This window comes from Paenibacillus sp. FSL H8-0122 (assembly GCF_038005345.1).
Classification (GTDB): domain Bacteria; phylum Bacillota; class Bacilli; order Paenibacillales; family Paenibacillaceae; genus Paenibacillus_AQ.
The window spans coordinates 3,054,116-3,067,776 of sequence record NZ_JBBOTB010000001.1 but is presented as its reverse complement, the minus strand read 5'-3'; the positions used below and the strand labels follow the sequence as shown (position 1 = coordinate 3,067,776).

13 protein-coding genes are annotated in these 13,661 nt (G+C 54.6%); 11 read left to right on the top strand and 2 right to left on the bottom strand.

Annotated features, from left to right (window positions below):
• Nucleotides 1-122: 122 nt before the first annotated feature.
• The 11 genes from NSS64_RS13380 to NSS64_RS13330 all read left to right on the top strand — a co-directional run bounded on the left by NSS64_RS13380 (nt 123) and on the right by NSS64_RS13330 (nt 11,378).
• On the top strand, nt 123-2,474 hold the full coding sequence (locus tag NSS64_RS13380; RefSeq protein ID WP_341140435.1) for an ABC transporter permease: 2,352 nt from the start codon (nt 123-125) through the stop codon (nt 2,472-2,474).
• 34 nt (nt 2,475-2,508) lie between these two features.
• Nucleotides 2,509-3,291 carry an ABC transporter ATP-binding protein gene (locus tag NSS64_RS13375; RefSeq protein ID WP_341140434.1) on the top strand — a complete coding sequence of 261 codons (783 nt, stop codon included), beginning with the start codon at nt 2,509-2,511 and terminating at the stop codon, nt 3,289-3,291.
• Nucleotides 3,292-3,320: 29 nt separating this feature from the next.
• Entirely contained in the window at nt 3,321-4,001 is a 681-nt protein-coding gene (locus tag NSS64_RS13370; RefSeq protein ID WP_036693973.1) for a response regulator transcription factor, read from the top strand.
• Nucleotides 3,988-5,274 (top strand): sensor histidine kinase, encoded by a 1,287-nt coding sequence (locus NSS64_RS13365; protein WP_341140433.1) that lies wholly within the window; start codon nt 3,988-3,990, stop codon nt 5,272-5,274. Before NSS64_RS13370 ends, NSS64_RS13365 begins: the two co-directional genes overlap by 14 nt.
• A 29-nt stretch (nt 5,275-5,303) precedes the next feature.
• The gene (locus NSS64_RS13360) at nt 5,304-6,137 is read left to right on the top strand and encodes a GNAT family N-acetyltransferase (RefSeq protein WP_341140432.1); all 834 of its coding nucleotides are present in this window, start codon (nt 5,304-5,306) and stop codon (nt 6,135-6,137) included.
• Nucleotides 6,138-6,165: 28 nt separating this feature from the next.
• Nucleotides 6,166-6,726: an AAA family ATPase gene (locus NSS64_RS13355; protein WP_341140431.1), complete on the top strand. Its 561-nt coding sequence runs from the start codon at nt 6,166-6,168 to the stop codon at nt 6,724-6,726.
• A 95-nt stretch (nt 6,727-6,821) separates the two neighbouring features.
• The gene (locus tag NSS64_RS13350; RefSeq protein ID WP_341140430.1) at nt 6,822-7,805 is read left to right on the top strand and encodes an aldo/keto reductase; all 984 of its coding nucleotides are present in this window, start codon (nt 6,822-6,824) and stop codon (nt 7,803-7,805) included.
• 9 nt (nt 7,806-7,814) lie between these two features.
• Nucleotides 7,815-9,851 (top strand): translation factor GTPase family protein, encoded by a 2,037-nt coding sequence (locus NSS64_RS13345; RefSeq protein ID WP_341140429.1) that lies wholly within the window; start codon nt 7,815-7,817, stop codon nt 9,849-9,851.
• Nucleotides 9,844-10,245: an NUDIX hydrolase gene (locus tag NSS64_RS13340; RefSeq protein WP_341140428.1), complete on the top strand. Its 402-nt coding sequence runs from the start codon at nt 9,844-9,846 to the stop codon at nt 10,243-10,245. Before NSS64_RS13345 ends, NSS64_RS13340 begins: the two co-directional genes overlap by 8 nt.
• Nucleotides 10,246-10,430: 185 nt before the next feature.
• On the top strand, nt 10,431-10,856 hold the full coding sequence (locus NSS64_RS13335) for a DMT family transporter (protein WP_036693966.1): 426 nt from the start codon (nt 10,431-10,433) through the stop codon (nt 10,854-10,856).
• Between the two features lie 18 nt (nt 10,857-10,874).
• Nucleotides 10,875-11,378 carry a DMT family transporter gene (locus NSS64_RS13330; protein WP_340940935.1) on the top strand — a complete coding sequence of 168 codons (504 nt, stop codon included), beginning with the start codon at nt 10,875-10,877 and terminating at the stop codon, nt 11,376-11,378.
• Between the two features lie 545 nt (nt 11,379-11,923).
• Here NSS64_RS13330 and NSS64_RS13325 read toward each other — a convergent pair.
• Together NSS64_RS13325 and NSS64_RS13320 are read right to left on the bottom strand one after the other, a co-directional pair.
• Nucleotides 11,924-12,973 (bottom strand): anthranilate phosphoribosyltransferase, encoded by a 1,050-nt coding sequence (locus NSS64_RS13325; protein WP_341140427.1) that lies wholly within the window; start codon nt 12,971-12,973, stop codon nt 11,924-11,926.
• 12 nt (nt 12,974-12,985) lie between these two features.
• Entirely contained in the window at nt 12,986-13,582 is a 597-nt protein-coding gene (locus NSS64_RS13320; protein WP_209990328.1) for an ANTAR domain-containing response regulator, read from the bottom strand.
• Nucleotides 13,583-13,661 lie beyond the last annotated feature (79 nt).

Below are 13,661 nucleotides of genomic sequence, written 5' to 3'. Positions count from 1 at the left end.
GTTTATTCCGTAGCTCTTTTTGCTGTTTCCGTAGGTTGAACAAGGATTAGACCGACTTAAGGATTATTTAATAATTGCCGGATTATAATCAGGACAGAGCTTGACGAAGGGAGATTATAAACGTGTTCCTGACTATTTTAAAAAAGGATTTGCGGCGCAAAAAGGTGATGAATACCGTTCTGCTGATCCTCATCATCCTGGCCTCCACACTAGCCGCAAGCAGCTCCAGCCTGATGTATTCGACCTCCAGCGCTCTGGGCAGCTTCATTGAAGCCAGCAAGGTTGCGGATCTTAATATCACGCTGGCCAATGACCCCGGCTATAACTCGGCAGTAGAAAATTGGGTCAAGCAGGAAAAGAAGGTAGAGACAGCTTATACAGAACGGCAGCTCAATCTCTTCCTGAATCAGGTTACGATGCCTGAAGGCCGCAGGAGCTTCGCGGGAAATGTAAGCTTCGTGTTATCCGCCATTCCTGAGCAGGTGAACCTGGTCTTCGGTGAGGACAATGAGCGATATTCGCTTCGCCCGGGGGAGATCGGTCTTCCGGCCAGCCTGATGCTGGGCAGCGGTATCGTGCCGGGAGAGCAGCTGAAGCTTAAGTTCGGTGAGATTACGAGAACGTTCACGGTGAACGGTTACTTCAAGGATGCGTTCATGGGGGCGGATCTGCTTGGACTGAAGCGCCTCATGCTGTCAACAGAGGATTTCAAGGAAATAGAGAAGCTGGTGCCCGAAGATAAACGGATGAATCTATGGAGCTTCGTGGCGGCACCGGATGTAGCATCTACGGAGATATCTTCTTCTTTTGCGAACAGTGATCTGCCCATCAGCTTCGAGGTGGATAAGGCGCTGGTTAAGATGACTTATATGACGGACCGGATCATCTCAGCCATGATGTTTGCGATTAGCGTGTTCCTGATCTTGATTGCCTTTCTGACCCTGCGCTTCACCATTGTCTCCACCCTGCAGGATGAATACAAGGAGATTGGCGTTATGAAGGCCATCGGGTTCAGGAACCGGGCGATCAAGCAGCTCTACCTGACAAAATATACAGGGCTGGCCTGTCTCGGCGGTGTCCTCGGACTCGGCATCAGTCTCCCCTTGACTGCGCTGATGTCCCGCAAAACCTCGCAGTATATGATTCTGCCCGGAGGCAGCATCAATATAATGATCTCGGCGCTTAGCACGGTAGTCATGATCGCATTCATTCTGCTGTTCTGCTTACTCTGCATGCGTAAGATTAACAAGGCATCGGCCATCGATGCCATCCGGCAAGGCCAGACCGGCGAACGCTTCAAGGCATCCCGGCGCATTCATTTACATACAAGCCGTTTCCTCCCGCCCCCGTTCTTCCTCGCGCTGAGCGATGTGCTGAACCGGCTCAAGAGCTATACGTCGCTCATCCTGACCCTGATCTTAAGCTCGGCGATCATCCTAATTCCGGTCAATCTGACCAATACCATTGTGACACCTAAGTTCCTGGAATATTTCGGGACGATTGGTGCGGATTTTTATAGCCCAACCGTAGTGGCAGAGAAATCCGTAGAGCAGATCCAGCAGGAGAAGGCGCTCTTGTCCAAGCGGCTGAAGGATCACGGCTTCGAGGTCGCGTTTACAGCGAATTATACGGTAAATACCAAATATATCTCCGATAACGGGCAGGCCAACCGGCGGATCAACGGCCAGAAGAATGATCAGAACGGGTCTGTTGAGATTCTGGAGGGAACGGCCCCGCTGCTGAAGAATGAAATTGCGATTACGACCATCATGTCCGGGAAATACGGGAAGCGGGTGGGCGACCATATCACTTTTGAAATCGGCGGGGTTAAGGGGACCTTCATGATCAGCGGACTGTTCCAAAGTATCTCCAACGAAGGGTACGCGGTCTGGATTGCACGGGACTATGAGCTGAAGACAATACCCGCTTACATGTTCTCCGGCGAACTCCATGCCCCAGAGCAAGCAAAGGCAGGAATAATGAAGCAGATTCAACAGCAGTTCCCGGAGCAAGGCATCAAAACCTCGCTCGAACTGTTGGAAGAGATCACAGGCGGCTTCATGGGCCAGCTTCACAGCATCAATGGGCTGCTTACGGCAATCATCTGCCTCATTTCGTTCTTCATCACCTGTCTATTCGTCAGACTCATGATTGCGAAGGAGGTCTACGGCATTGCTGTCATGAAAAGCATTGGCTTCACGAATGCCGCGATCCGGCGGTGGCAGGCGCTGCGTATTCTGATCATTATTTCCGTCTCGCTGGTGCTGGGCGTCATCGCTGCGAATACCCTTGGCGGCCGCCTGCTCGGTCTCATCTTCCGGATCTTCGGACTGACCAGCCTCCGGCTGAATATTATTCCGCTTCAGGTCTATCTGCTGTATCCACTGTTGATCCTGGCCGTGGTTATGCTGGCAGTGTACACCAGCTGCGGCCAGATCAAGCGTGTGCAGATATGGAACATGAATAAAGAATAGGCTTATATTTAAAAAGAAAAGAAGGAGTGGCGAAATGGCAGCAGTACTTGAAGTAACTAACCTATGCAAGACCTATATCGTCAATAAAGTTCAGAATAATGTTCTGCGGAATATCAATTTCACGCTTCATGCAGGAGAGTTCGTGTCTGTCATGGGGCCGTCCGGTTCGGGCAAGTCTACGCTGCTCTATACCATCAGCGGGATGGACCGGCTTACTGCGGGCGAGGTGGTTTTTGACGGGGAGAGTCTCTCCCAGCTCTCCGAGAAGGGCATGGCTGAACTTCGGCTGCACAAAATGGGCTTCATCTTCCAGCAGATGCATATGCTGAGCAATCTCTCCGTTTATGATAATATTATTCTATCAGGCTATCAGTCGCTGAGCGGCAAGGGAAACGGGCAAAGACGCAGCCGCAGCGAGGTGAATCAATACGCCGATGAGCTGATGCGGAAGCTGAACATTATGGAGACGGCGGGCCATGACATTACAGAGGTGTCCGGCGGACAGCTGCAGCGGGCCTGCATCTGCCGGGCGCTCATCAACAAGCCGGCAATGCTGTTCGCCGATGAGCCGACAGGTGCGCTCAATTCCAAAGCTGCACAGGAAGTCATGTCCGAGCTCTGCCGGATCAACCGGGAAGGAACAACGCTGATGGTGGTTACACATGATGTGAAGGTAGCCGCGCAGAGTGATAAGGTGATGTATATGGTGGATGGCAATATTCAGGGCGAGCATGTGCTGGGCAAATATATGCCGGAACAAGGCCCGAGGGAACGCGAACGCAGCCTGACCGGCTGGCTGATGGAGATGGGCTGGTAGGAAGCTGCAAGCAGCAGGAGGAGAGAGGCGTGGCGGACATTCTGATCATTGAGGATAATGCGGAGCTGGCAGAGGTGATGAAGGATTTTTTGCAGGTGGAAGGATATTCTGTATGCAGTATGGCCTCTGCGGAAGAGGGCTTGGCTTACTTGGAGACGAGTGCTGTCAAGCTGCTGCTGCTCGATATTATGCTGCCGGGGCTGGACGGCTTCGCCGTATGCAGAATCGCCAGGGAGAAGTACAATTTGCCGATTCTGATCATGAGCGCACGTCACGGGGATGAGAGCAAGATTATCGGACTTGAGCTGGGAGCAGACGACTACCTGGAGAAGCCCTTCTCGGCTCCGCTGCTGACGGCCAAGGTCAAGGCGCATCTGCGGCGGAGCTATGAGATGAACGAGAACAAGCTGCTGCTGACCGATGGCGAACTTACAGTGAACCAGACTGCAAGATCAGTGTATAGAAGCGGCCAGCCGCTCGGGATGACGGCCAAAGAGTACGAGCTTCTGGTGCTGCTGATGAGCAACAAAGGCAAGGCGCTGCGCAAAGAGTGGTTGTTCCAGCAGGTGTGGGGAGCAGACAGCTTCAGTGAGCCGTCCACACTGACCGTACATATGAACAAGCTGCGGGACAAAATCGAGCAGAACCCCAAAGAGCCCAGACGCATCGTCACCGTCTGGGGAGTGGGATATAAATATGAAGGCATTTAACAGGCTGATGCTCTGGACATTACTTCTCGGTCTGACGTTCATAGCGGCTCTGAATGGATATGTATCCTACAGGGAGACAGGGACGACTGGAAAGGCTTACAGGGTAGAGGTAGGCCGGATCTATGAGCAGGTGCAGCGCGGAATTCCTCTGGAGGAACTGCAGCCGAATCAGATCCGGTACACCTACGTGAACGGCTTAAGCTGGATCGGGAAGGAAGCGGGGCCGGATGAGGTACAGCGCTTTTTTGCCGGTATCGGGGTGGAGGACGCAAGTGAGTTCATGATCAAGCCCTTGTATGCGGACCAGCATATCACAGGATACTTAAGGTTCTCTTACCGGATGCCCGCGGCGGATGTTCAGGCGCTTCTGGTGCTGAATCTGTTCCTGCTGGCGGCACTTGGAGCGGTTATGGTGCTGCTGTTCTACATCCGTAAGCAGATTCTGCGGCCGTTCCATACGCTGCAGGAGCTTCCCTACGAGTTATCCCGGGGGCAGCTGAACATAGGCATGAAGGAGCACCAGAGCCGGTTCTTCGGCCGGTTCGTCTGGGGGCTGGACCTGCTGCGGCAGACACTCGATGCCCAGAGAGAGACGAATCTCCGCCTGGAAAAAGACCGCCAGACGCTGGTCGCGTCCCTCTCTCATGAGCTCAAAACCCCAGTCGCCACAATCAGGCTCTACGCCAGCGCCCTAGCGGACTGCCTCTATGACAGCGAAGTCAAGCGGCAATCGGCGGCCCGGCTGATTGGTCAGCAAGCAGAGCAAATGGAGCAGCTGATCGGCGGGATCATCACTGCTTCCGTCTCTTCTTTGCAGAATATAGAGGTGGTTCCGGGAGAGTTCTATATCAGCGGGCTGGTCGGCAAGGTCATCCGTAGCCATAAGGAGCGGCTGGAGCTGCTGAAGGTGGAGCTCACGGCAGGTGCTTATCAGGACAAGCTGCTGCTTGGGGACGAAGAACGGCTGCATGAGGTACTCAATAATCTCATTGAGAATGCCATTAAGTATGGAGACGGCAAGTCTATCTCTATTACATTCCGTGAGGAGGATTACCACCAGCTGATTGTGATCGAGAATTCGGGAGAGCCGCTGCTCCTGAGCGAGCTGCCCCACATCTTCACCAGCTTCTGGCGCGGGTCCAATGCGGACGGCAAGCCGGGCAACGGCCTCGGACTCTTCATCTGCAAGCAGCTGCTGCAGAAGATGGGCGGCGATATTTACGCGGAGCCGCTGGAGCGGGGGATGCGGTTTGTGCTGGTGTTGCGGTATTAAAGTGAGATACATACATGGAGGGAAGCGTAGTGAATGAGTTGAATAAGCTTTTGGAGCTGCAACCTGAGGATTTTGCTGCAGTTTATGATCTTTATGCTGGTAAAAAGCACCGCCTTCCCGCCTTATCCGTCCTGCTGGAGCACTATCCCGGGCGGGTATTTGCTGATCGTTTGGAAGCGCCGACACTGGCTGTGGTATGGGCTACGGGGAGATGGATGTATGCTGCAGGAGATATCAGTACTGAGATCAACCGGCTGAAGATGATGGGCTTTTTGCAGATGGTAGTTGTGCCTGATTGCCAGCAGCGACAAGAGAAAGGGTTCGAGATCTATGCGGAAGATAGTGATTCATGGACGGAACTATTGACGCTTGAGATTGCCGGGCTGAGCGTAGACAGACATTTGGAGTCGGTCTATGAGTTCAATATCGAACGATTCATTCAGCTGAAAAACAAGCGTGCTGCTATCCCCTTGGAGGGAGATCTATCTGTCGCCTACGAGGAATTTCCCGTGCTCACCCAACCGGAGCATAATAGGTCTGCAAGACAGGACGGGTTCATTGGGCTGACAGCCACTGGTGCTGTAGTGAAGGTTAGGGATAAGGTAGTCTCCATTTGCAAAAATAACGGCTTCGGCGTGAATAACAGGTACTTCATCGATGTAGATACTCATGCAGAATCGGAGCGCGGGAAGGGCTATGCTACGCTCGCCGCCGCATCGTTAATTAGTCACTATCTCGATCAGGGAATGCTTCCTTTATGGGAAACAACGCATGAGAATACGGCTTCACATAAGCTCGCGTTAAGGCTCGGTTTCGAGCCGGTGGAGAGTTATCCGGTATTTGCTTTTGTCATGGAAGGATAGTACCTATTAACGTTAAGGAGTGGTATTGATGAAGAGGTTAGCAATCCTTACAGTCGGTAAAACGCATAGCGGGAAGACCACATTTGCCAGAGAATTAGAGCGGTGCTTACCTGAATCAGCCGTTATTGACCGGGATGATCTGGCTGAAATCATCAATACCCGGTACGAAAGTCTGCTGCCCAAGCAAGGGGCGAATACGCTCAAGGACGCTCTGACCCGAACGTTAGTGGATTATGCCGTTCATGAGACGGAGCAGCACATTATCATGTGTAACGCTAACTCCAATAGGGAAGGCCGGCTGCGAATGCTGGATTGGTTTCACCAGAAGGGATTGGTTAGTGTGCTGGTATATTTCAATCTGCCTGATGAGGTGCTGTATTCGCGTGTAGCGAGTAGTCAGCGGAGTACAGCTATCCTTAGAAAATCAAACAGCTTCGATGTAGTGCTGACCCGGCAAATTGCGGATTCACAGAAGGGATTGGCGGAGCCGCCAACGGAGAGTGAGTCGGAGCATCTGTTTGTAATCAACGACAGCGATGAAGTACCCGGCACGATTCAGCAGATCGTCCAGATTGCAGGCGGGAAGTGAAGTCCGGCCGTCAACTGGACCTGACCGCCCAAACCCTTCATAATAAGAAGAGTTGTGAACGGTTCCACACAAACTCATAAACGGAGGTTCATAGGATGAAATACCGCGAGCTGGGAAATACGGGTCTGTCTGTCAGTGAGGTCAGCTTTGGCACTTGGGCGATTGGCGGGGACTGGGGCAGCAGCAAGGATGAGGACGGGCTGAGAGGCTTGGAGGCGGCGATGGAGCAGGGCGTGAATTTCTTCGATACGGCAGATGTCTATGGCGGCGGCCATGCGGAGGAGCTGCTCGCCAAGGCGACCCGGGGGAAGCAGGATGAGATACATATTGCCACGAAGTTCTGCCGCGCCGGAGATATCCATGACCCGGAGAATTACTCCTCGCGCCGGATCAGTGAATACTGTGAGCAGAGCCTGCGGCGTCTGGAGCGGGAAGCGATTGATCTGTATCAGATCCATTGTCCGCCGATGGAGATTCTGCGTGATGGCAGTGTGTTCGCGGCGCTGGACCAGTTGAAGGCCGAGGGTAAAATCCGTCACTACGGTGTCAGCGTAGAGACTATCCAGGAGGGCTTGCTCTGCCTGGAGTATCCGGGCGTAGCGGCGCTCCAAGTGATCTTCAATCTGTTCCGCCAGCAACCTGCACAGGAGCTGTTGCCGCAGGCTGCGGCCAAGGGGGCGGGAATCCTGGTGCGCCTGCCGCTGGCCAGCGGTCTGCTGACTGGCAAGTTTACGGCATCCAGTACCTTCCAGGAGAATGACCACCGCAGGTTCAACGCGAACGGGGAGCAGTTCAATGTGGGCGAGACCTTTGCGGGGCTGCCTTTTGTTAAAGGAGTGGAACTGGCGCAGAAGCTGGAGTGGATCACTGAAGGACGCGGCAATATGGCACAGGCCTCCATGCGCTGGATTCTGGACCATCCGGCAGTCAGCTGTGTGATTCCGGGCTTCAAGAATGAGGCTCAGGTGAACGATAATCTGGCCACGCTGGATGTACCTTTCTTCAGCCCAGGGGATATGGAGCGCTTGGCTGCCTTTTACCAGTCAGAAGTGGTTCCGCATATCCGTGGAGAGGTGTAGCGGTACTGTATGAATATAACTGTCGGACTGCTCGCCCATGTAGATGCCGGGAAGACGACCTTCGCCGAGCAGCTGCTCTACCATACCGAAGCCATCCGCAGCAGGGGGCGTGTGGACCATCAGGATACGTTCCTCGATACCCATGAGATTGAAAAAGCACGCGGGATCACCGTCTTCGCCGATCAGGCGGAGTTCACCTATAAGGATGCCCGCTATTTCCTGCTGGATACGCCGGGCCATGTCGATTTCTCCCCGGAGATGGAGCGTTGTCTGCAAGTGCTGGACTATGCAGTGGTAATTCTCAGCGCGGTGGAGGGCGTAGAGAGCCACACCGAGACGCTCTGGCAGCTGCTGCGCCAGCACCGGATTCCCACCTTGTTCTTCATTAACAAAACCGACCGTGCAGGCAGCGACCCGGAACGTGTCCTGGAAGAGATCCGGGAGCTCCTTAGCGGCGATGCTCTGCTCCTGCCGGAGCAGCCGGAAGCGGCGTGGACCGAGGAGATGAAATCGTTCCTTGCCGAACGCGAGGATGCGCTGCTGGAACCTTATCTTGAAGGCATGCTGACGGACAGCGATTGCCGCAGTGCGCTAAGATCTATGGTGAAGCGCGGAGAGATTTTTCCGTGTATGCAGGGCTCTGCATTGCTGGACCAGGGCGTGGGTGAATTTCTGGAGGTTCTGGATGCGCTCACGTTCACGGAGTACGATCATCGGCTGCCTTTTGCCGGGAGGGTCTATAAGATCCGCCACGATGCCAGAGGGACCCGCATCACCTACATCAAAGCCCTTCAAGGCGTGCTGAAGAACCGCGAGTTCTTGACGTATGGACCCGAAGCAGAACAAGTATCCAAACGGGTTACCGGAATCCGCAAGTACAACGGTACTGCTTATAGCGCTGCTGACTGGGCTGCCGCCGGGGAGCTGTTCGCCGTTGTCGGCCTAAGCTCCGTGCTTCCGGGTGCGGGAGTGGGCACACTTCAGGACGCGCAGGGCAGCGGACTTATTCCCACCTTGAAATCCAAGGTGCTCTTCAAGCCGCCCGTGCACCTGAAGGAGCTGACACATGCTTTCGGACAACTGGGCGCGGAAGATCCGTCACTGAACGTAAGCTGGGATGAAGAGCTCCAGGAGCTGCATATTCATGTAATGGGCGGGATACAGCTTGAGATTCTGGAGCAGATTGTGGCGGAGCGGTTTCAGCTTAAGATCTCATTTGGCGCGCCGGAGATTCTCTATAAGGAGACTATTGCCGGTACGGTCTATGGCTGCGGGCATTTCGAGCCGCTGGGCCACTACGCCGAGGTTCATCTGATGCTTGAGGGCGGGGAACGGGGGAGCGGGATTACCTTCATTAACCGCTGCCACCCGGATGATCTGGCGGCGGGCTATCAGCATCAGATTGAGCAGCATCTGCTGGAGAGCGGCCATCACGGCCTATTGACGGGTTCCCCGCTGACGGATCTGAAGATCACCCTGCTTACGGGAAGGGCGCATAATAAGCATACGAGCGGCGGCGACTTTCGGGAAGCGGCTTACCGCGCGTTGCGTCAGGGGCTGGAGCAGGCAGAGAATCTGCTGCTGGAGCCAGTCTATGACCTGAAGATTAGGATAGATCCGGACGATGTGGGAAAGGTTATGAGTGATATCCAGCAGGCCGGCGGCCGCTTCAATCCCCCGGATATTACGCCGTCCAAGGCCGTGATCACGGGCACGGTTCCGGCCGCAAGCTTCATGAATTACGGGGTGAGACTGGCTGCGATGACGCAGGGCAAGGGATCGATGTCGCTCAGAGTGGCCGGATATGAGCCCTGCCACCAGACCGGGGCGGTGGTGGAGCAGCGGAATTATAATAAAAATGCGGACCCGGCCTACTCCTCGGCGTCTATTTTTTGCGCCAAGGGTGAGGGTTATGCTGTGCCCTGGGAAGAGGCCGGAGCGCATATGCATATTCAAGCAGCAAGCAGGAACGGGTACACGGTTCTTAAAAGAGCAGTGCCGTTTCAGCGTAACATCGAAGGAAAGGTGCACATTGACAATGACTAATGTGATAGATAAGGTAGCCTGGATCTATGTTGTGGATGGCAAGGTACTGGGCGCGCGTTCCAAAGGCAAGGACACCTATTATTTCCCCGGCGGCAAGCGTGAGCCCTGTGAGAGTGATGCAGAGACTCTGATCCGTGAGATTGAGGAGGAGCTGTCTGTTCAGATCTTGCCGGAGACGATTGCAGAGTTCGGAAGCTTCGAAGCCCCGGCACATGGCAAAGCGGAAGGTATCCTCGTACGGATGACCTGCCTGACCGCAGAGTTCACAGGCGAGCTTATCCCGGCTTCGGAAATCGAAGAATTGGCCTGGTTAACCTATAAGGATATAGACCGCGTGTCGGCGGTCAGCGTCATCATCATGGACAAGCTGCGGGAGATGAGTCTCATCTCCTGAATATAGAAGAGAGAGTAAGCCCGTTTTGAGCCGGAACCCGGCCTGGAACGGGCTTGTTGTCTCTTTAACAGGGCGATGCAGGCGGCGGGGCGAGCACACTTTTATCGAATAGGACATATGTCCTTTTCCAATCCGGCGAACTGGCTTTTAATAAGTACAGAGAAGCAAAAAGAGGAGAGAGATAGATGAGAGGGATCATATTCGCATTTTTGGCCGGAGCCTGCATTACACTTCAGGGGGTAGCCAATGCCAGAATCAGCCAGGATATCGGCACGTGGCAGGCGGCAACCATTACCCAGCTTACCGGATTCATCATGGCGTTAGCGATAGCACTGGTGGTACGTGACGGCAAAAAGCACGGCTTCCGCAAGGTGCATCCGTTATACATCAGCGGGGGCGGTCTGGCCGCCTTCGTGATTTTCAGTGAGGTGACGGCCATTCAGAACATTGGGGTTACGCTTACGATCTCGGCGCTGCTGATTGCCCAGCTCTGTCTGACCTTTATCATTGATATCAGGGGCTGGTTCGGAGTCGTCCGGCAGAAGATGAAGCTGCCGCAATTTATCGGCATCGGGATGATGATTCTCGGGGTAGTTGTACTGAAGTTCTAAACGAAGGGGACAAGAGATATGTTAACAGGGTTAGTACTTGCACTGATCGCGGGGGCGCTGGTCAGTTTACAGAATATTTTCAACGCCAAGGTTAATGAGCACACGGGCTCCTGGTCAACTACTACACTGGTGCTGGGCATGGGCTTCGCCGCTTCCCTCGTCATGGGGCTGATTATGGAAGGGAAGAACATGTTCACGCTGCAGCACATGCAGCCCTGGTACTGGTTAAGCGGAATGATCGGCGTGGGGGTCGTGATCTGTCTGGTCCAGGCCACCAGAATCCTTGGCGCCACCTATGCCATCTCGATTGTACTAACTGCCCAGCTCGGCTTCGCCTTGCTCTGGGATTCACTGGGCTGGCTGGGGTTGGCGAAGGTTCCGTTCTCGTTCAACCAGCTGATCGGCGTGCTTATTATCGTAGGCGGGATATTGGTGTTCAAGCTGGGCGGCACAAGCAATGCCAAAGAGCCCGCCGGGACCCCGGGTTCCGGCAAGCCCCAGGGAGCGCTGCATACGGATTAACGAAAGCATTTGCAGTAACAGAAAAGAGCGTGCACCGCAGGAATGCGGATGGCACGCTTTTTTCTGTGTGTGGAAAACCGAATACAATAGTGGTTGCGAGGGCGTGTGGGCCGAATGTGTGCGGAAAACCGAATACATTCGAGAGCTGCTACTGCTGCGCGGGGCATAAACTAGCCAAAGGTAGGGAATCAGGTGCAGAAGTGCACCCGAATTCTCCAGATATACCCGAAAGCGGCAAATCAGGTGCAGAAGTGCACCTGAATTCGCCAGACACACCGAAAAACGGCAAATGAGGTGCAGAAGTGCACCTGAATTTGCCAGACGCACCCATAAGCGGCAAATCAGGTGCAGAAGTGCACCTGAATTCGCCAGACACACCCAAAAGTGGAAAATGAAGTGCAGAAGTACACCCGAATTCGCCAGATATACCCGAAAGCGGCAAATGAGGTTCAGAAGTGCACCCGAATTCCCAGGAGGCAGCCATACAAGGTTGTGTGCACCTCAATGAACTGGCGAACGGAGAAGCCGGGCTCTGCCGTCTACTCTTATCCCTGCCCGAGTGAAGCGACCCTGCTGCCCGCCAGTGCGTGCTGCCAGCGCTGATAGGTCTCCCAAGCCCGCCCGTTATCCAGCAGAGGCTTACAGGTATAGACGCCTTCCTCAATAGAATTCACACGCCCGGCGGCATGCAGTCTCGCAGCGGCATTCAGCAGCGTCTGGTTGTAGTAGGCCATATGCCCGCCGCCTTGCAGGACCTCCTCTGCTATACGGAGCTGCCGCAGAGCTGTCCACTCCTGCTCCTCAGGCAGTGTCACCTCCAAGCCAAGCGCCTCGGGGTCAATGATATCCAGCTCCGCCGCTCCATCCTGAATCCGGTATACGCGGTTCGGCCGGTCAATGTACAGATCCTCCGAGCCTTCCACACCCTGCACTACCAGCCCCCGCTGATAGCCGAGCTTCACAATGAGCCGGGAGATCCGGTCGAATACCGTATTATGGAATATCCCGAATACAATAAACGGTGAGCAGGAATAGTCAATCAGCTTCTCCGCCGTATTGAGAATCGTCCGCATGCCAATGTCCTCACGGAGTCCGCGAAGCTCCCCCAGCGGCGGGCACCACTGCTCCGACTTCACGAACAGAACCCCGCTGGCTTCGGCGGCATGAACCGCGTCGCTGCGGCTCAGTCCGGCTACATCCACTCCGCTGGCCTGGATCATATCCTGTAGCGTAATGCCCCATTTGGGCGGTAAGCCCGCTGAACCATGCAGGGTAACCGGCAGACCTGCGGCCGACAGTAGAAAGGCCGTGGGGAAGGTAGCGATGAATGAATGCACTCTCCCGTCATACGGACCGGCGCAGTCGATTCCCTGGTGAACAGGCTCACGGAAAGCGTATTTACGGCAGACTGCCACAAAAGCCTCCAGCTCCTCCAGGCTCTCCAGCTTCATGCGCTCTGCAATCAGGAACGCGCCGATCTGGACCGGCGAAGCAGCCTGGGTGAGTATGGCTTCAGCCGCATATTCGGCTTCCCCGTAGCTTAAATCCTTCGCACCGCGTTTGCCGCGGGCAACTTCCTTGAGAATATTAATCATATGGTGTTCTCCTTAAGTTTGATCCTGCAGCATCTGGTAGACCTTGACGATGGAGGTTGCTACATCGACGATCCGTTTGCGTTCATTCATCGCCTGCTTGCGCAGCAGGTCATAGGCTTCCGATTCGCTGATATTCTTGGCCTTGGACAGAATGCCCTTGGCCATATCAATCCATTTGCGTTCTTCAATCCGGGAGAGCAGCTGCTCCCGTTCCTTCAACCATTGCTTGCGCTCGAAGCATTGCCTGGCACTGAAATGCAGCGTCCAGTGAATCTCCGGCGGCTTCATGGCAGGGGACAGAATGCCGTCCACCATAATATCGTCGCCGCAGGCAGAGACGGAGAGGTTAGCGGTATGCGGGGTACACCACCAGATTACCGGCGCGATCCTTTGCCGCACCAGCAGGGATCTCCAGTGGCTGATATCCGTCACCGGAAGATTGAGGATGAAGGCATCGGCGTCGCCGATGAACGGAGCGGCCTGCTCCGGTGATGCTGCGGTTCCTACTACATAGCCGCAAGAGCTTAGGATGTGGTCAGGGCCTCCAGAGGAGCGCGCTTCTGCGGGATTCTCTGTTCCGGCAGGTTCTATAACCAACAGGGAATGCATGGGGGACGACGCTCCTTTTGCCTAAGAATAGAGACATCTTGTATGATTGCTGGCAATCCAATTACAGGATAGAATATGT